16 protein-coding genes are annotated in these 18,513 nt (G+C 45.4%); 5 read left to right on the top strand and 11 right to left on the bottom strand.

Annotated elements, in window-relative coordinates:
* Positions 1-203 precede the first annotated feature (203 nt).
* The gene (gene ribF, locus JFC06_RS02685; RefSeq protein ID WP_198333879.1) at positions 204-1,247 is read left to right on the top strand and encodes a riboflavin biosynthesis protein RibF; all 1,044 of its coding nucleotides are present in this window, start codon (positions 204-206) and stop codon (positions 1,245-1,247) included.
* A gap of 76 nt (positions 1,248-1,323) precedes the next feature.
* Here the strand turns inward: ribF and JFC06_RS02680 are convergent, their stop codons facing one another.
* The 4 genes from JFC06_RS02680 to JFC06_RS02665 all read right to left on the bottom strand — a co-directional run bounded on the left by JFC06_RS02680 (position 1,324) and on the right by JFC06_RS02665 (position 6,452).
* Positions 1,324-1,569, bottom strand: a complete 246-nt coding sequence (locus tag JFC06_RS02680; protein WP_193005318.1) for a DUF2789 domain-containing protein — start codon at positions 1,567-1,569, stop codon at positions 1,324-1,326.
* A 228-nt stretch (positions 1,570-1,797) separates the two neighbouring features.
* Positions 1,798-2,787 (bottom strand): malate dehydrogenase, encoded by a 990-nt coding sequence (locus tag JFC06_RS02675; RefSeq protein ID WP_193005317.1) that lies wholly within the window; start codon positions 2,785-2,787, stop codon positions 1,798-1,800.
* Positions 2,788-3,211: 424 nt separating this feature from the next.
* Positions 3,212-3,844 carry a T2 family ribonuclease gene (locus JFC06_RS02670; RefSeq protein WP_198333878.1) on the bottom strand — a complete coding sequence of 211 codons (633 nt, stop codon included), beginning with the start codon at positions 3,842-3,844 and terminating at the stop codon, positions 3,212-3,214.
* A gap of 487 nt (positions 3,845-4,331) precedes the next feature.
* A complete protein-coding gene (locus JFC06_RS02665) occupies positions 4,332-6,452 on the bottom strand; it encodes a lytic transglycosylase domain-containing protein (RefSeq protein WP_198333877.1) in 2,121 nt (706 codons plus the stop codon).
* A 347-nt stretch (positions 6,453-6,799) separates the two neighbouring features.
* On the opposite strand from JFC06_RS02665, the gene miaB reads away from it, so the two are divergent.
* Positions 6,800-8,296, top strand: a complete 1,497-nt coding sequence (gene miaB / locus JFC06_RS02660; protein ID WP_198333876.1) for a tRNA (N6-isopentenyl adenosine(37)-C2)-methylthiotransferase MiaB — start codon at positions 6,800-6,802, stop codon at positions 8,294-8,296.
* A 161-nt stretch (positions 8,297-8,457) separates the two neighbouring features.
* Here miaB and JFC06_RS02655 read toward each other — a convergent pair whose 3' ends face one another.
* The 3 genes from JFC06_RS02655 to JFC06_RS02645 all read right to left on the bottom strand — a co-directional run bounded on the left by JFC06_RS02655 (position 8,458) and on the right by JFC06_RS02645 (position 11,210).
* Positions 8,458-9,186, bottom strand: coding sequence for a LysE family translocator (locus JFC06_RS02655; RefSeq protein WP_198333875.1), 729 nt, complete (start codon positions 9,184-9,186; stop codon positions 8,458-8,460).
* An 85-nt stretch (positions 9,187-9,271) separates the two neighbouring features.
* Positions 9,272-10,492, bottom strand: coding sequence for an acetylornithine deacetylase (gene argE, locus JFC06_RS02650; protein WP_198333874.1), 1,221 nt, complete (start codon positions 10,490-10,492; stop codon positions 9,272-9,274).
* 64 nt (positions 10,493-10,556) lie between these two features.
* On the bottom strand, positions 10,557-11,210 hold the full coding sequence (locus JFC06_RS02645; protein WP_198333873.1) for a UPF0149 family protein: 654 nt from the start codon (positions 11,208-11,210) through the stop codon (positions 10,557-10,559).
* Positions 11,211-11,422: 212 nt separating this feature from the next.
* On the opposite strand from JFC06_RS02645, the gene JFC06_RS02640 reads away from it, so the two are divergent.
* Both JFC06_RS02640 and JFC06_RS02635 read left to right on the top strand, forming a co-directional pair.
* Complete coding sequence (locus tag JFC06_RS02640) at positions 11,423-11,863, top strand: hypothetical protein (protein WP_193005310.1); 441 nt, start codon at positions 11,423-11,425, stop codon at positions 11,861-11,863.
* A 106-nt stretch (positions 11,864-11,969) separates the two neighbouring features.
* A complete protein-coding gene (locus JFC06_RS02635) occupies positions 11,970-12,386 on the top strand; it encodes a cell division protein ZapA (protein WP_198333872.1) in 417 nt (138 codons plus the stop codon).
* Positions 12,387-12,621: 235 nt separating this feature from the next.
* Here JFC06_RS02635 and JFC06_RS02630 read toward each other — a convergent pair whose 3' ends face one another.
* The 4 genes from JFC06_RS02630 to JFC06_RS02615 form a co-directional block, all read right to left on the bottom strand.
* Positions 12,622-12,918: a hypothetical protein gene (locus tag JFC06_RS02630; protein ID WP_406947912.1), complete on the bottom strand. Its 297-nt coding sequence runs from the start codon at positions 12,916-12,918 to the stop codon at positions 12,622-12,624.
* 111 nt (positions 12,919-13,029) lie between these two features.
* Positions 13,030-15,123 (bottom strand): glycine--tRNA ligase subunit beta, encoded by a 2,094-nt coding sequence (gene glyS / locus JFC06_RS02625; protein ID WP_198333871.1) that lies wholly within the window; start codon positions 15,121-15,123, stop codon positions 13,030-13,032.
* A gap of 9 nt (positions 15,124-15,132) precedes the next feature.
* On the bottom strand, positions 15,133-16,134 hold the full coding sequence (gene glyQ / locus JFC06_RS02620) for a glycine--tRNA ligase subunit alpha (RefSeq protein ID WP_198334031.1): 1,002 nt from the start codon (positions 16,132-16,134) through the stop codon (positions 15,133-15,135).
* 489 nt (positions 16,135-16,623) lie between these two features.
* Positions 16,624-16,836 (bottom strand): PspC domain-containing protein, encoded by a 213-nt coding sequence (locus JFC06_RS02615; RefSeq protein WP_198333870.1) that lies wholly within the window; start codon positions 16,834-16,836, stop codon positions 16,624-16,626.
* A gap of 529 nt (positions 16,837-17,365) precedes the next feature.
* On the opposite strand from JFC06_RS02615, the gene nadR reads away from it, so the two are divergent.
* Entirely contained in the window at positions 17,366-18,460 is a 1,095-nt protein-coding gene (nadR, locus tag JFC06_RS02610) for a multifunctional transcriptional regulator/nicotinamide-nucleotide adenylyltransferase/ribosylnicotinamide kinase NadR (protein ID WP_227670112.1), read from the top strand.
* The last annotated feature ends 53 nt before the right edge of the window (positions 18,461-18,513 follow it).

Below are 18,513 nucleotides of genomic sequence, written 5' to 3'. Positions count from 1 at the left end.
ATAACCCCAGTCATTACATCCAAACGAGGTAGTCCAACGTTATTTGAAGATCGCAAGACGGATGGTGTCATACTTGTACGATGAGCAGACTATGGGATGTTAGTATGGTCATTTTACTTTATAATGGCTGGTTTTAGACACATCGATTTTTAATATGGTTGTGTTTTTTCTTTTTTATCTGGTCTTATCATAGCTGAAAATTTATGAACACCTATTTTCTTGAGCAACTGATGGCGTCACCAAGCGCTTTGCCGACAAGCACTAGCCAAGTAGAGTTAGCGCCCTGTGTGCTTACTATTGGCAATTTCGATGGTGTCCATCTCGGTCATCAAGCGATGTTAGACCAAGTTCTTGACATTGCCCATACGCAAAATCTTGGCTCAGCCGTCATGATATTTGAGCCACAACCCCGTGAGTTTTTTGCGTCCGCCACTGCCCCTGCCCGCCTAACCAATCTGGCAGAAAAGCAAGCGTTGTTAGCAGAACACGGGATAGAGACCTTAATTGTCGCAGGGTTTGATACTGATTTTCGCTCGCTATCAGCACAGGCATTTGCAGACATTTTAGCCAAGCGCTTAAATGTCAAAGCATTAGTATTGGGCGATGACTTTCGCTTCGGCCATGACCGAACAGGCGACAGTCAGTTCCTGCGGGATTATGGCTTACACGTGACCAACCTCCATACCGTCACAGATGACAGTAATAAAGCTGCCCGTATTAGCTCTACGCGCATTCGTGATCTGTTATTGGCAGGGGACATTGACGCTGCTAACGCGCTACTTGGGCGCGGTTATGCCATAACAGGCGTGGTCGTTGGGGGAGATAAAATTGGGCGTACGCTGGACTTTCCTACGGCCAATATTGACTTAAATCGCCTCAAACCAGCGTTACACGGTATCTTTGCCGTTGATGTCGTAAGCCTTGATAAAGATGGGAAGATAATCCCTAACGGCTTAGTGCCCCTTGCAGCAGATGGGAAAACAGGCATAACAGGACTACGTCCAGACAGCTTATTTGGTACCGCTAATATTGGTACGAGACCCTCTGTGGACAAAACCCATAACTGGCGCCTAGAAGTACACTTTCCAGAGTTACAAGCGGACTTATACGGCTTGACTTTACACGTACGCTTTTTACACTATTTGCATGGTGAAAGACACTATGACGGCTTAGAAGCCCTCAAAGCTGGAATCCACCAAGATGTGTTAGATTTAATCGAATGGCGAGCCAAGCAGTCATTTATTTAGCCACTAGCGCTCACTTATCACTAAAAAACCCACATCAGACACGATTGTGGGTTTTTAGCTAACGATTTACTGACTTTTAAACGTCATCATGGGGATGCATACGCACGTTGAGCTCATCAATGGTTTCGACCCATGCCGCGTCTTTGTACCACTCTTCTTGCAAAAAAGCACGTTGGTTATCATTCCAAATAGGAGACTCGGTGAGCTTCTCTTCTTTTGCCATTTGGTTCTTTTCAATAAAGCTATTAATCGCTTCGTCAGAACTCTCCAGTCCTAACTGTGCAAATAACTCATTCATACTATATTCAGGTTCACCCAACATACGCTTTCTCCTTAGATGGTGTAGGTTTAATTGTGCTTATTATTTAAACTAACACATTTATTGTAGCAGTATTTATGCTAAAAGCTGTTAGCCAACGTTAATCTAACGTTATCAATTATGTTAACAGCTAAAATAAATGGTGGCTGGAAAACAGAGTGCCCTAGACACAAAAAAGCCCTCCTATTTAAGAGGGCTTTTTCTATATGACAACTTTAGCAGGTTACTGACTTATGGTAGCAAATGTGCAACCGCATCACGCTCTTCGCTAAGCTCTTGCTCAGTCGCAGCCATTTTCTCTTTAGAGAAATCTGATGACACATCAACGCCGTCTACGATAGACCAGTCGCCATTGCTACAAGTGCAAGGGAATGAGTAGATTAAGCCTTCCGCGATACCGTATTCGCCGTTTGAGTAAACGCCCATTGATACCCAATCGTTCTCATCCGTACCTAGTGCCCACGTGCGCATATGTGCAATAGCAGCATTGGCCGCAGAAGCCGCAGAAGAAGCACCGCGAGCTTTAATGATCGCCGCACCGCGCTGTTGTACTTCAGGGATATAAGTGTTTTCGTACCACGCGCGATCAACCAAATCTAGCGCAGGCTTGCCGTTTACAGTGCAAGCGGTTAAATCTGGATACTGAGTTGATGAGTGGTTGCCCCAGATCGTCATTTTTTTGATGTCATTGACGGTGCTGTCAGTCTTTTCAGCCAACTGTGCCATGGCACGGTTGTGATCCAAGCGAGTCATCGCCGTGAAGTTACGTGGATCAAGATCTGGTGCGTTACGCTGAGCAATCAGTGCATTCGTGTTGGCAGGGTTACCCACAACCAATACTTTTACATCACGACTTGCGACGTCATTCAATGCTTTACCTTGCGCTGAGAAAATCGCAGCGTTGGCTTCTAGCAAATCTTTACGTTCCATACCTGGGCCACGAGGACGTGCGCCAACCAGTAAAGCATAATCGATATCTTTAAACGCAACATTAGCATCATCAGTTTGGACGATACCCGCCAATAATGGGAATGCACAGTCTTCTAATTCCATGACCACACCCTTTAGGGCGTCAAGAGCTGGCGTGATTTCAAGCAATTGCAAAATAACTGGCTGATCTTTACCTAGCATCTCACCAGACGCAATACGAAATAGCATCGCGTAGCTGATATTACCAGCGGCACCAGTGACGGCAACACGTAAAGGCTGTTTCATTGACATTGAATACTCCCTAATTAATTATTAGATAATTCTAATGAACGATTATCATTTTAGACATCGACTTGTTTGCCGCATAGCAGCATGTATAAACCGAGAGCTAGTGTAGCACTTCGTTCGGTAAATCGTCTAGAGACAATGAGACGCCTACTACTCATTATATTGTTACATTTTATACGGGAGGGGTTTTAAAACAATTGAGGGTTTATACAGATAAAGCGCTGGAGACACTTAAAAGTTGGGTAATGTCAGCTTGTATAAACCGTATGGAGATCGGCAACACGCTTAGCGTCGGCAGAAGATATGATCCGTTTTTACTTAAAATTACCCCAAGCAGCCTCAGGATAAACAGTAAAAGCAACTACCAAAACAACCTTAAAAGCAACTATAAGTATGAAAGAGCCGTTAAAAAAAGCCGTCAAAAAGATTATTTACCGCCTGAGATGACAAATTTACTGCCACAGTTGTCCACAACATCATGACAAGTACCAAATCCGCTGCCCTCATAACAAACATGGATTTCAGTCAAGGTTTGCTGACGGCGATTGCCTGCCTGACAAACCAAGTCAATACTAGCCGAAGACATGCCCCTATTTAGGTGGGTCATTTGATTGATAAAGCGTGATTTAGAGACCGTATAGCTATTCCCAGTGTTCAACTCCGCCGGTAGTTTTAACGCACCAGCATAGTTGGTAATTTGTCGAAAGTAACTACTGGCACTAAGCGGGCTACAGATACCATAATGCTGCCATGCTTGGCTACGCACTGTTGTGTCTGGCATGACACGGTTGACGACTTTTAGTTGTAACGGCGTCAGCCTCGGTTCACTTCCACGCCCACAGCGCTCACCATACCCCATGTCTAAACCTGACACCGTTAATGAATAGCCTTCTAGACACTGACGCATACGAGCCCGCGTTGGCTGTAGGCTACATAATGCCGGCGTCATCTCAACCATTAATACACGCTGTCCTGTTTTGACAGTGCTAGCAGCGTGTGCTGGCAGCAGCATGACACCTTGCAATATTAATAACGTGCCAATACTCATGGTAATATTCATATAGCCAGTAGGCTTTTTGCCTATCAAACCCGCGCGTGCTGGCGCTAAGAGCTGGATAGGTTTATTTTTGAAAAGTATTGTCGATTGATTAAGGGGTGGGGTCAGGTTGACGGGCGAGCGTCCTTGCACCTGAACAGATGAGAGATGGCTCACTTTTGATAATAGGAACAGACGTAAATATTTTTTGATCATAAGGGCTGAAGGCATCTAGCAATGATAGAACATGGACTATAACTTAGATCGTAGCGCGCAAGACTAAACACGCACAAACATAAGAATAGAGCTAACAAAAAATATGGGTATCGATTGATCAGCACGAATTAAAGGCACTAATTAACGCAATGGTAGCAAAACGTTTTTTTTAATCTATAGCAGAAACGTAAACATTATCATTATCATTATCATCAGGAAACAGTCTAATATGAACATACAAATAGACCACTAAAGATAAATCGTTAGTGGTCTATGGCGCACAAAGCTGTGGCTATCAGAACGTGGCAGGAACCGTGCCCATACGCTGACTAATGGGTTGATTACGGCCTAATAAGCTACTATAAATAGTGGCGTTTTCCATCACATGTTTGACATAGTTGCGCGTTTCAGGGAACGCTATCGACTCAACATATTGGTCAGCTGCTAGTGATCCGTAAGCGGGCTGCCAGCGCTTGGCATTGTTCGGTCCAGCGTTATAGCCAGCCGTTGCTACCGCAGGTTGCTGGTTCAACCTTTTAAAAATATCACCCATGTACCAAGTACCATAACGAATATTGGTATCGCCACTGTTGGCGCGGCTGGCACTATAGGTCTCGCCCAAATGACGGGCAACGTATTTTGCAGTATCCGGCATGATTTGCATCAGACCACTAGCGCCAACATTTGAGCGCGCCGAGGTCACAAAACGGCTTTCTTGACGCATAATGCCATATGCCCATGCAGGATCAATACCTGCCGATTGACTATAACGTACCACAGCATCTTGATGCGGCATTGGATGCGACAGGGCCAAACTATCGACTCTATCAGTATTATCAATGGCATAAATCGCACGGTCGAGCCAGCCGAGATCATAGGCTTGACGAGCCGCAGCTACGATTAAATTATCATCACGATTGTCACGCGCCTGTTTCACCGCCCAGTTCCACTCACGATTGGCATAGGCACGGCTGACATCCGCATTATATAAGGCAAAAGCACGAGCGAAGTTTGCATCTTGCATGACACGCGCACGGTCGGCATTACTGACATTCGGTAAATGATGACCACCCAAACGACTGGCATCAAAACGCTGACCGATTTTATCTTTTGCCATCAGTCCATAGTAATCGTTACTTTTTGCTAGGTTCTGATACATTTTTTTAGCGATACTGCGCTTATTGGCATTGCTTGACTGCTCATAAGCGCGTGCCAGCCAATACTGCCACTGATTGTCTTTTTGGGTTTCATTATCCATCTTGGAGATAGCTTCAACGACATCGTCCCAACGCCCAAAGCGAATCGCCGCCATGGCATAGTCTTCCGCTTCTTCAAAGTTAAAGTCATCGTCTAAACTGTTACGAAACCAGTCAACCGCCTCAGCGCTGAACCCATCATCAGTGTTATAGTTCATGCGCTTCACCCCAAGGATGCGATACGCATAACGACGGGTCTCATCATTCAACAGTCTGATTGAGCGCTGGTTGTCTTGCTTGATATCAAAATCTAACTGGAGCGCGGCTTCACGATAAGACTTATCAGCCACACGTCCCAACGCATATAAATACAGATATTGGTTGGTTTGACTGGCAGGCTCACGGCCAAAACGGCTAAAGAACGAAGATGGATTCAGCTGAATGTCACTTAGTGCTGAATAAGCAATCGGCGTACCAAGACGTGATGACAATGCCATGATGTCACCCGTCTTACCGATACGTAGCATACGTTTAAGACGAGCCGCCCTATCTTGATTGCTAATCAGCGCGTTATTATTCATCTCCATCGCCAACTGCTCACACAAGGCTGGCTGTTTCATGGTCGTGAGCCAAACATCTGACTTTGCTGCCATGGCACGCATGGTATCACCGCCGTTATTAAACCCAAGCGCCACGGCACAGCGCTCGCTTGCATCAGCATTGGTAATGAGATTTGCCACTTGTCTGACAGATGCGTAGTCATTAGAACCCGCTTTGGTTTCAGCAAAATCAGCCACCAGCTTTTCTGCCATCACGGTATTGGGATACTGGCGCACAAACTGTGACACAGCAGCCGCACTTTGCGAGTTTAGGTCTAAATTCATCCGCCAATAAGTCGGATACATGGCAAACAGACTGCCGCTCATGGCCTGCTCATAATTGTAAAGGGCACTCATGTCGCCGCGCTCTGCCGCAATGGCTGCCGCGGTAAATGAGCTTGCACCACTATCTTGTTGATAGCTGCGATCTTGCTGATAGCTATCTTGATCATCGCCCCACAGCTCGGCACAAGCAACTTGCGACAATCCTAGCGCACTGACTGCCGTCGCCAAGCTCAGCGCACTCACTCTTAGCCGACTTATTTTGAGGCGCTTTGAACCATCCTTTTGATCAGTCGACTCTCTATCCTTGATGCTATGAGCAACGCGCAACTTTGTCATATTGTCTCTCTTTATTATATCACTACACATTTATAAACCACGAATTGCCGAGTACCGCTAAGGCTATGGCGCTTATCATACTATACTCGTTGCACTTTCAACCATCACCTTTACCTTTCGTTAATAAATAGGACAGCGCGGTGTAACATAGAAGTGATAGTGGTGGGTAGTTTTTACTAAAAGCGCTGCTAACCCCAGTAAATATTTGATACTGTTATGAATTATCTATGATAATAACCCTAGATTGCCCGTGCTAATTTTTCACATTGGGAGCGGGTTGTGATAAAATACGCCACCTGTTAATCGGCTACCCCGCTATATTTTTAGTCAATCATGGACTTATCCTTATGAGTGTTACTGTATTTAATCCCCGCATTAATAATGACGCTGCTGTTGCTAAAACAACTGCTGCCGCGCCTGCTGTCACTGCACTCAAAGAACCAAGTTCAGCGCAATCACCTGTCCACAGTACCCCTCCTAAAAAGGTCTTTGTCACCACTCAAGGCTGTCAAATGAATGTCTATGACTCAGGCAAAATGCTTGACGTACTTGGTGACTCACACGGCATGGAAGTGACACACGATATCGATGAAGCCGATGTACTCCTGATGAACACCTGCTCTATTCGTGAAAAAGCGCAAGAAAAAGTCTTTTCAGAACTGGGTCGCTGGCGCAAACTAAAAGAAAAACGTCCCGACCTAGTCATTGGGGTTGGCGGCTGCGTGGCCTCACAAGAAGGCGATAACATTCAAAAGCGCGCCCCATACGTCGATATGGTGTTCGGCCCGCAAACCTTACACCGTTTGCCAGAGCTATATGATCAATCGAACGAGCAGCGCGATGTCTCTCCTAAGAACCGTATCGGCACCATTGATGTATCCTTCCCAAGTATTGAAAAATTTGATTTCCTACCAGAACCAAGAGTAGAAGGCTATAAAGCCTTTGTCTCCATTATGGAAGGTTGCTCAAAATATTGCTCATTCTGCGTCGTGCCTTATACCCGCGGTGAAGAGTTGTCGCGCCCACTTGATGATGTGTTGGCTGAGATTGACAGCTTAGCGGCGCAAGGTATCCGTGAGATCAACTTGTTGGGCCAAAACGTCAATGGCTATCGTGGCGAAAAAGACGATGGCAGTGTCTGCCGCTTCGCCGAGCTATTACACTATGTGTCGCATGTCGATGGCGTTGAGCGTATACGTTATACCACTAGCCACCCGCTCGAGTTTACCGACGATATCATTGACGCTTATGCGCAACTGCCAGAGCTGGTGTCACACTTGCATCTACCGGTACAAAGCGGCTCCAATGCGATTCTTGCTGCCATGAAGCGTAACCACACCATTGATGTCTACATCAATCAAATTAATAAACTAAAAGCCATTCGTCCCGATATCCACTTGTCTAGCGACTTTATCATTGGCTTCCCAGGTGAGACAGATGAACACTTCCAAGAAACGTTGAACTTGGCAAAAGCATTAAACTTCGATCACTCTTACAGCTTTATTTATTCTAAGCGTCCGGGTACGCCAGCGGCAGAGTTACCAGATGATGTCAGCTTCACGACCAAAAAAGCACGCTTGGCTGAGTTCCAAAAGGTTATCATCGACTCGACACTTGCTAAAACGCATGAAATGATCGGTACCACGACTCGCGTGTTGGTTGAACAAATTGCCAACCGTCACCCTGATTGTTTAATCGGTACGGCAGACAATACACGTACGGTTATGTTCCCGTACGATGAAGAGCAAATGAATGAGCTGCTCGGTAAAATCGTTAGTGTCCGCGTTACTGATTTTGTCAGCCCGCATATGGTGAAGGGTGAGCTAATCGAGGTATTGGCTTAAATGTTTAAAAGCTGAGTGTGCATAAACAAAAAAGCCGTTCACTATTATAAATATAGTAAACGGCTTTTTTATCGCCAGTTCGAAGTGTGCTCGCTCACATAAAGCTGTAAAAATCCCCTCATGATCGTCCTGTGTCGCTCTCAAAATGAATCGACTATATTTTAAACCATAAAACTGTTTACAACTTCAGCCAATAGCGCAGCCGCAATCACTATAAATATGACACCGCAACCACGGTTAAGCCAAGCCAAGCGACTGCCAACATCCAGCCAGCTTGCCAGCTTCTTACCGCCTAGGGTGTAAACGATCTGCCAAATCGTCTCACTGAAAAACAATCCGATGGTCAATAAAATGTATTGTGGCCATAACGGCGCGCTAAAATTGATAAACTTGGGGAAGAAAGCAGCAAAGAACAAGATGGCTTTTGGGTTGGATAAAGACACCCAAACACCCGTACGAAACAACGTCATATTACTTGGGGCAAATGTAACCGCAGCACTAGAGAGCGAGCGCGGTTTGGGGGTATCAGCTGTAGCTTCGTCATAGGCAAGGTAGTCAATGGCGACTTCCTCGCTCATCTCGCGCGCATCCTTCATCAAGCTACCACCAGCATCACGCCACGAGCTGATCCCCAAATAAATCAAATAGGCCGCTCCTACCGCTTTGATCACCGTCAGCAACCAAGGCGATTGGCGACTGATAACATCCAAACCTAGCAAAGTTGAGAGCAGTAAAATAAACAAACCAAGACTCAAGCCCGCCAGCGTCCACAGCGTACGCTTCACGCCATAATTCATCCCATATTGAAACGCTAATAGCATGTTCGGACCTGGGGTCGCTGAAATCAAAAATGTACTTGCAAAAAATACCGCAAACAGATGCCAAGACATCAGCCAACCCCTACGTCGTTATTTATAAAAAATGTTAAGCAATCGACTACCGAATATCAAAAATGGACAGCGCGCTTTTTATAGATTACTTGAGCGTACAGCTTGTGAGCAACTTCTGTAAAAATTCATCACAGCGTGCCACTTCGCTAAGCTCAACATACTCATCCGCCTTGTGAGCTTGTTCAATACTACCAGGGCCACAAATAATCGTTGGAATACCTGCATTGGTAAACTGACCACCTTCCGTCGCATAAGCCACTTTGTGACGGTCATCATCCCCCGTTAGAGCCGCTATTAACGCTTGTAGCTCAGCGCTATCGTTATCGGTCATAGCCGGCACGCTTTCTTCTTGCATCAGCTCAATCCCTGTCTCTGGGGCACGCGCTTGCATTTGTGCGCTCAGCTCTGCCACCTTTGCTTGGATCGGTGCTAATATATCGTCTTGCGTCATATGCGGCAAATTGCGGTAATCAAAAGTAAACTCACACAGATTGGGCACAATGTTGGTCGCTGTACCACCGTGGATGGTGCCGACAGATAAGGTCGAATAAGGCACATCAAACAGCGCATCATTGTCTTCGCGACAACTTATCTCTTCTGCCAAAGTATCGACGTATCCGATCAAACGGCTGGCATAGCTGATGGCATTGACCCCTTGCGCCGTCAGTGATGAATGCGCAGACTTACCATGTACACGGCAACGATAAACAGCAATGCCTTTATGGGCGACCACCATCGCCATATTGGTCGGCTCACCCACGATGCAATAATCAGGCGTAATACCGCGCGCTTTTAGATCAGCTAATATCAAGGGTGCACCTAAGCAGCCCACCTCTTCATCAAATGACAACGCCAAGTGCAATGGACGACGTAGCTGACCACTGTTTGATAACTGTACAGCCTGTGGCAGTAGCGTCAACGCACAAGCGATAAAGCCTTTCATATCACAAGCGCCGCGCCCGTATAGCTTGTCACCACGGATCGCCGCGTTAAAAGGATCTGATGACCACTCTTGACCATCAACTGGCACCACATCCGTATGCCCTGACAGTACCAGCCCATTGTCCACTTTATCCGCGTTTTCTCCTGCTGGCACGGTCACAAATAGATTGGCTTTATTTTTGGCCTCATTGAAGGTCAAATCTACCGTTAGACCCAAATGCTCACAGTAGACTTGCACGTCTTCAATCAGGGCTAAGTTTGAGTGCCGACTGACGGTATCAAAGCCAATCAGACGGGTGAGCCAATCGATGCTTTGTTTAGGGTAAGACACATTTTTTAGCTGATTCTTGTTGAGAGAAGTCATGAAATATCCTTATCACGATGTAAGATAAAAAAGCGAGTCTTTTTGTCTTATCAAATCACATCATTTACGATGGATTTTTTTGGTTCATCGCATCAACGACTGGTGGCATTGGTTTTGGCAGCTTACCTTCTGCTTGTAGCTCTTGAGTCGTTTTGGCATCGAGAGCAAGTCCAGATATGAGGGCGATGTCTTTGACTGGCTTACGCTTACGAGTGGCAAAGCTCACTGGCACCATACGCGCAAACTCATAGATGTACAGATAGGACTCTTCACCACCTTCAAAATCTTCATCGTCTTCAAGGCGTATCGCGCCAATTTTGGCCAAATCCGAGAGCATCTCATTTTCTTCACTGGTGAGACGGCAGTCGGTAATGCCAAAGCCGGTCATAAAACCATTCGCCCACTGTTTCAATGCCATCACGCGCTCGTATAAATCGTGTTCATCATCAGGTATCAGCGGCATATAAGAATAGGCATCATCTTTGTCTTTAAGCTGAAACACGGTATCTTCCGCTTCTTCAGCCAATAAGGTCAAGGCAGGCTCTGGTAATGGCGCAAAACTCAACTCCTCAAACACCTTCGCCCAGACCTTTTCGTCAGGGGCATTACAAGCCGTCATCAGCCCCGTCATCAAACCGTGTACCTCACTGATAGACACATCAGTCCAGTCATCAAAAGCGGTCAGCCAAGTATTCCAGCCAGAGATATTGTCATTCATAATAGATGTCCTAGTGATTGATTATTGCTGAAAAAATAGAAGTAGACGCCGTGCAATGTCACTGACAAAACCACGGCTAGTAACCGTAAAAAGACCAAGCCTAATACGTGTAATTACTTTGTTGATATAGATATTATGCGGTCACCTATGGCATTATTAAACGCAGAAAACAAAATTCATCCACGCTTACTTGTTAAGGATAAAAACTGACTATGTATGATCAACTTAAAATATTAGAAAAAATGGTACTCGACATCAAAAAACAGTATCAGCTTGTCAGTGCTGAACTTAGCAGTCTTAAACAAAACCCTGTTACTGATCCTCAAGAGCTTGCCGCCCTAAAAACCAAGCTCAATACCAGCCATACAGAACGTGACGGTGCCAAAAAACAACTAAACGATCTCGATAAACGCTACCAAAACCTTGCAGAAGCGCATCACATGATTGGTGAAGAGCAAGACAAGCTGCAAAAACAGATCAGCCAACTACAACAACAAAACAGCGAACTGCAACAGCAAAATAATGAGTTAAAGCAGCAGTATCACGACATCAAACAACAAAATAGTGAACTACAAAAAAAGAATCAACTAGCCGCGGAGCGCACACAGGTGGTATTAAAACGCTTAACCCGTATCGACCAAGCAGAAGGTTAATGAGTCGTCAAAATAGATAAAAACCCTATCCTTTATCGAATGGTGCCACTCTATTTTTACTACCTTATACCACACCCTTTACTGACTAAATATTGTAGGATTTATCATGACCGATGACCAAAGCAAACTTATAGAAAAACAGCCCAAAAACCCTCAAATCAAAGACAACCAAGCACAAAATACAGGACTGCAATCGCAGCCGACTAATAAAATGACCAAAAATCCTGAACCCCAAATCAAAAAAGTAGACATTGCGATTGCGGGCGTGACCTATCCAATTTTTTGCCCCGTACATGAACAAGAGGAGCTGCTTTCAGCGGTCTCTTATATCAATAACTATGCCCTTGAACTAAAAAGAGACGCCCCTAGCCTCAGCCAAGAAAGCATACTGGTACTGTGCTGCTTGAATCTCTATGAGAAAATCGACGCAAATCAAAGAAGTGAGGAAGATCGCTTACAGCAAAACAAACAGTCTGAAGCCCTACTCAATAAAATCATGAAAGACGCACAGTCTGTTCTGTAAGTCATATTGATACATCGAACACAGAAGCGCCTAGCCAATCAAGCTAAGCGCTTTTTTATGCCTAATCGATAACCCATCTGTTTATACAATCGATTGAATTGACAACTGAGATAGCGCCGCTACTAGGATAAATTTGTTGCCGTCTCTGTGTTCACAGTATATAAGGTAAATTTATCGCAATAGCCCGCAGTGCTCAACGTATAGCCCTCAACATCTCGATTTTATATCGAACTGCCTATAGGTTAGGTTGATAGACCTTACCTGCATGAAAGTCGGCCTGATGCTCGTAATTGCAAAAGAACAATTCCTTCTTGCTATCAATACCGCTCTCATCCGTTACGGCTAACTCTGGATTGGTCTCGAGTACACCGCGATATTCTGCCAAGCTATTGCCGCAAAAATCGCAGGTACGCGGGGTGGTGACATCGCCTTTTTTTGGCATCATGCTTTTGGGTGGACGCGGGTACATAAACTTATAAAAGGCCCACATCACCGCCCAAATCATAAGAATGACAATAATAACACCAAACACGGCAGTACTCCTTCGGGTATAAGTTAGCGCGGTAAGGGATAAAAAACTGGCCATACAAAGCCAGTTTTTTGTATAAACAATCCATTAAACCAGTGATTGGTTTTCAGCAGATTATAGCTGTAACTCACTGATATCAGCCACCGTTAAAAATAAGGCGCGAACCTGCTTTAGCAATGCTAAGCGATTATTCTTAAGCGCATCATCTTCACTATTGACCATCACATTATCAAAAAACTGGGTCAATGGCTCATCTAAGCTGGCAAGCGTTTGCAACACTTGCGTGTAGTCCGCTTTTTTGAGTAGCGGAGTCACTGCCGTCTGCGCCTCACGCACGCTGCTGTATAAGCTCTGCTCAGCAGGCTCAGTCAATAGCGCCTCATCAACAGTGTCAGCGACACTCATTTCTGACTTGGCTAATATATTAGCCACGCGCTTGTTGGAGTCGGCCAACATGGAGGCTTGTGACAGTTCACTAAACGCTTGTACCGCACGAATACGCTGATCGAAATCAAGCGGCATATGCGGATTGATTGCCTGTACCGCTTGAATCGTATCAACGCTAACGCCTTGCTCGGTGTACATCGCACGATAGCGTGAGTTTAAGAATGCCATTACCTGGGTAAAGGTATCACCCATTTTAGCAATCTTACTGCCTTTAGCATCACTGTAGTTTTTAATCGCTTGTTCAACCAGTGCAACCAAGTTAATGGGTAGCTGCTTTTCGATTAAAATACGTAAGATACCGATGGCCGAACGGCGTAAGCTAAACGGGTCTTTTGAACCCGTCGGTGCTTGGTCAATAGCAAAAATACCAACCAGCGTATCCAAACGATCCGCCAACGCCAAACAAATCCCAATCGGTGTCTGCGGTAAGACATCGCCACTGAACTTTGGCAGATATTGCTCTTCTAAGCTGGCCGCAACCGCTTCAGGCTCTCCGTTCAGACGCGCATAATAAGTACCTGCAATTCCTTGCAGTTCAGGGTATTCACCAACGAGTGAGCTTGCCAAATCTGCTTTGGACAATATCGCAGCACGTACTGTCTCATCAACGCTAATCTCACGCCCTTGCTGTTGCATTAAGGTAGCAATAAAGGCGGCAAGCTTGGCGATACGCTCAGATTTCTCCCAGATGGTGCCTAGTTTATCTTGGAACACACGAGTTTTGAGGCTCTCTGTGAGTGCAAATAACGGCTGTTTTTGATCTTGTAAGAAGAAAAATTCGGCATCAGCCAAACGCGGACGCACGACTTTTTCGTTGCCTTCAATGATCTGATTGGGATCTTTGGACTCGATATTGGTAATGAAAATAAAGTAAGGCTGCAACTTGCCTGCTTTATCCGTTAGACAGAAATATTTTTGATCCGCTTGCATGGTAGAAATCAGCGCTTCTTGTGGCACTTGTAAAAAACGTGCTTCAAAGCTTGCCCGTAGCGCAATCGGGAAGTCAACCAATGCGGTGACTTCGTCCAATAAATCTTGCGGTACGATGGCGTCAGAGTTGACTTCATCTGCCAACGCTTTGACTTGGTTTTTGATTAGCATTTGACGCTTATCAAAATCTGCCACGACTTTTAAACTATCGAGCAGCTGCTCATAATCATTCGCATGAGCAATAGTGTGATAGTCAGGGCTGTGGAAACGGTGACCACGGGTTTGCGTGCCCGTCTGGTGTCCTTGGATAGTGGCATCAATGATGGCATCATCCTGCATCAATACCGCCCACTGTACTGGACGCACAAACTCATCTCTTGATGCGCCTGAACGCATACGCTTTGCAATGGGCAAATTATCAAGCGCGGTTTGAAAAATAGCAGGCAGCAGCTCAGTGGTGGCTTGCCCATGAATGGTTTGCTCATAGCCGACATAGTCACCTTTATCGGTGTTTATGGTTGTCAGCTCGCTGGCGTCAATGCCCAAACCTTTGGCAAAACCCATCGCCGCACGTGTTGGATTGCCATCGGCATCAAACGCCGCTTTGATTGCTGGTCCTCGTTTTTGCTCAGTGCGATCAGGCTGCTTGTCGCTAATGCCCTGAATCTGAATCGCTAAACGGCGCGGGGCCGCAAAGGCTTTGATACTATCAAAGCTGATATCCGCGTCCGTTAATTGCTCAGTGACACTCGCTTGTAGCGCATCACGTAACGGCTTTAGGCTTTTTGGAGGTAGCTCTTCACACCCCAGTTCAAATAGAATAGTACTCATGGGATGCTCCTATTTATTGTTAGTAGATTGGTTATTAGTAGACTGATTGTTGTCAGTATTTTCTATTTCTAAGTCTTCTGTTGCCACGTCTTCTTTTGGCAAATACTTATCCAGCGCGTCTTGGCGATGCGCTTCATCTGCTAACGGGAAGCCCAGTTTGGCACGTGCTTCGACATAACCAAAAGCGACCTTACGCGCAAGCGTACGAACGCGTAAGATAAAACGCTGACGCTCCGTGACTGAGATGGCACCGCGCGCATCGAGCAAATTAAAGGCATGGGATGCTTTTAATACCATCTCATAAGCGGGCAACGGCAACCCTGCTTCGACCAATTTATCTGCTTGCTGCTCATAAAAATCAAACATCTCGCCCATCATCGGCACATCAGCGTGCTCAAAGTTATAAGTAGACTGCTCAACTTCGTTTTGGTGGAAAACATCACCATAAGTGACACGGCCAAACTCGCCATCCGCCCACACCAAATCATAAACGCTATCAACGCCCTGCACATACATGGCCAAACGCTCAAGACCATAAGTGATCTCACCTGTGACTGGGAAACACTCGATACCGCCTACTTGCTGGAAGTAGGTAAACTGGGTCACTTCCATACCGTTTAGCCAAATCTCCCAACCAAGGCCCCACGCGCCAAGCGTTGGTGACTCCCAGTTGTCTTCCACAAAACGGACATCATGCACCAACGGATCGATACCGATGGCGCGTAGTGAGTCCAAATACAGCTCTTGAATATTGGGCGGATTGGGCTTGAGTACCACTTGAAACTGATAATAGTGCTGCAAACGGTTTGGGTTATCACCATAGCGACCATCAGTTGGACGGCGTGACGGCTGTACATAAGCGGCATTCCAGCGCTCAGGACCTAATGAACGCAAAAACGTCGCGGTATGAAAAGTGCCCGCGCCAACCTCCATATCATAGGGTTGCAACACCACGCAGCCTTTATCGGCCCAATAATTTTGTAGGGTAAGGATTAAATCTTGAAAGGTCATCGGTTGGGGTTCTTTATCTTGTATCATCGGGGTTGTCGCTTCGGATGTCATAGTTTGGGTTTTCATAGTAAAGCCACTGTGGAATGAGTATGATTAAATAAATCTCTGATAGCGCTCGCATGGCCTATTTGGCAACGACTCTATTTGCCTGCTCACCTTACTAAAAATTGACTATTTTATCCATATTTACGACAACTAAATTTACATTGTGTGCATAAATACTCAGTTGTATCGCCTATTTGCACCCAAACGCTAAGGATGCAAACGGCCACAGACACAGATAAAAAAATACCCAAACGCGTTAGCATCTGGGCAGGAGGAAAAGTATATCGTGGGCATCCTGATTGGTCAGGCTTTTTGTTTTTTAAGGAACTTATCTTTTTAAGGAAACTGCTTGTTAGAAAAATAATACTTTAAGGGAAACAGTTTTATTTAAACTTTTATTATCTAAACCTTCTTTTTGAAATAATTTTTAATACTGCATCCGTCTTATTGATAAGACTGATTGGTCGCTTTTGGCATCACTATCCATAAAACAATGTAAATTAAGATACCTGGGACTGCGGCACTTAGCGACGAAATAATGACGAATAACAGTCTGACCCAAGTGGGTGACCAGCCTGCATACTCTGCAATTCCGCCCATCACACCTGCAATCATGCGATTGTTCCGTGAGCGATGCAACTTTGCTAATTTAGCCAAATCAACTACCTCTCTATCGATTATTTTGTTTATTTCTTCTAGTTTTTTTACTTCATTTTTTGTCTTTAGTTTTTAAGCTAAAGCAATCTTCTTAACTTGTAAATAATTATATCAACTATTAAGCATGTATCTGTTGAAAATGTAGGCGTACTTTGTGAGTTTATGCTACTCGAGCTTGCCACATTCTGTCATAAAGCCTCTTAACTTGCTGATTTTAAATAATTATTTCAAAATGTTTCAGAGTTGGGTTTATTGCTCAAACCTTACCACTTTGCGTTCGGCATTCTTCGATTTGCACATATAATCAAGCACATAAGCGGCATTTGAACTTCATAAAATGAGCGGTGTAAAAAGACGGACGAAAAGTTGATGCGCCAGATTTATACCAAACCACGTCTGTCACTGTTAGAAAAGTAGGGTCTGTAGTGTCTAAGGAACTCAGCGCACCACTCCCGTTTACAATAACCTACCTGCAAATCCCCAAAAACCTTTATACCATGCTGATAAATCACTTAAGTTTAGATGAGTCATCGTTAAAACTACCCATAATCAGACAAAAAAGGTTAAAACAAGAATGGCTATATACGACACGGGATTGATGATTGGACACTTTGAACCTTTGCATCTGGGGCAGATGCGCAGCATATTGTATGCAGCAGGACAAGCAAAGAGACTACACATCGTTATTATGGCGCATCCATCACCGCATCCAGACTTTGCCATTACCTTACAAGACAAAGCGCGCTGGCTACAAATGGCCTGTGCAGATATGCCATTCATTCACATTCATACCACGCATGAGATTGAGCTACCGCTCCACGAGCATTTCGCTGATGTCAGTATTGATGTGACTGTGAGTAACGCGAAATTACAACGCTTGATGGCGGCGCTAGAGCTGCCAACAAAGACGGTATTATTCGTGGCTGATAACCACCCCCTGACCCAGAGTGCGGTTCAAGAGCAGCTACTGCTGCAAGTTGTCACCACCCCGCTGCAGCCTGAGTTTGACTCTTATGCTATAGCTTGCGACCCCGTCGCCCATTGGTCAGCGATTCACCCACAAGCGCGCGGAAATTATACCAAGACGGTAGCGATCGTCGGCGGTGAAAGCTCAGGCAAAACGACATTGGTACATAAGCTTGCCAATCATTATGGTGCCAGCTTTGCCCTTGAGATGGGTCGCCTGTACGTTGGGACAGACTTGGGCGGCAAAGAAGTTGGGCTTCAGTATAGTGACTACGGTCCCATTTCGCTCAATCATGCGCAGGCGATACGAGATGCGGCAGCGGTGGCAACCGCCCCTGTCACCATCGTTGATACGGATTTTGTCACCACACAGGCATTCTGTGAAGAATATGAAGGCCGCCCTCACCCTTTTGTGGCCGCTTGTATCGATGAGTTTCGCTTGGATCATACGATTATGCTGGATAACAACACGCCGTGGGTCGACGATGGCATGCGCTCTTTAGGAACGCCTGAAGCCCGTGGACGGTTTGAGCAGCGGCTGATCGACATTTTTGCCCGTCACCATATCGAGCCATACTTAATTGATGAGCCTGACTATGACGCACGCTATCAGCAAGCATTACTATTTATCGATCAACATATTTACCATCATCATTGAGTTAGCCAGCGCGTTTCAGGCACCACCTTATTAAAATCAGTCATTATGTTAGG

The sequence above is a fragment of the Psychrobacter namhaensis genome, from assembly GCF_016107545.1.
In the GTDB taxonomy this organism is placed as follows: domain Bacteria; phylum Pseudomonadota; class Gammaproteobacteria; order Pseudomonadales; family Moraxellaceae; genus Psychrobacter; species Psychrobacter namhaensis.
The sequence above is the reverse complement of the archived record's forward strand: the minus strand, read 5'-3'. Positions and strand labels throughout refer to the sequence as shown.

Bases quoted from the DNA above. Each gene is read 5' to 3' on its own strand.
- ribF (WP_198333879.1), top strand. From the start codon at position 204: ATGAACACCTATTTTCTTGAGCAACTGATGGCGTCACCAAGCGCTTTG.
- JFC06_RS02680 (WP_193005318.1), bottom strand. From the start codon at position 1,569: ATGTTGGGTGAACCTGAATATAGTATGAATGAGTTATTTGCACAGTTA.
- JFC06_RS02675 (WP_193005317.1), bottom strand. From the start codon at position 2,787: ATGTCAATGAAACAGCCTTTACGTGTTGCCGTCACTGGTGCCGCTGGT.
- JFC06_RS02670 (WP_198333878.1), bottom strand. From the start codon at position 3,844: ATGAATATTACCATGAGTATTGGCACGTTATTAATATTGCAAGGTGTC.
- JFC06_RS02665 (WP_198333877.1), bottom strand. From the start codon at position 6,452: ATGACAAAGTTGCGCGTTGCTCATAGCATCAAGGATAGAGAGTCGACT.
- miaB (WP_198333876.1), top strand. From the start codon at position 6,800: ATGAGTGTTACTGTATTTAATCCCCGCATTAATAATGACGCTGCTGTT.
- JFC06_RS02655 (WP_198333875.1), bottom strand. From the start codon at position 9,186: ATGTCTTGGCATCTGTTTGCGGTATTTTTTGCAAGTACATTTTTGATT.
- argE (WP_198333874.1), bottom strand. From the start codon at position 10,492: ATGACTTCTCTCAACAAGAATCAGCTAAAAAATGTGTCTTACCCTAAA.
- JFC06_RS02645 (WP_198333873.1), bottom strand. From the start codon at position 11,210: ATGAATGACAATATCTCTGGCTGGAATACTTGGCTGACCGCTTTTGAT.
- JFC06_RS02640 (WP_193005310.1), top strand. From the start codon at position 11,423: ATGTATGATCAACTTAAAATATTAGAAAAAATGGTACTCGACATCAAA.
- JFC06_RS02635 (WP_198333872.1), top strand. From the start codon at position 11,970: ATGACCGATGACCAAAGCAAACTTATAGAAAAACAGCCCAAAAACCCT.
- glyS (WP_198333871.1), bottom strand. From the start codon at position 15,123: ATGAGTACTATTCTATTTGAACTGGGGTGTGAAGAGCTACCTCCAAAA.
- glyQ (WP_198334031.1), bottom strand. From the start codon at position 16,134: ATGACCTTTCAAGATTTAATCCTTACCCTACAAAATTATTGGGCCGAT.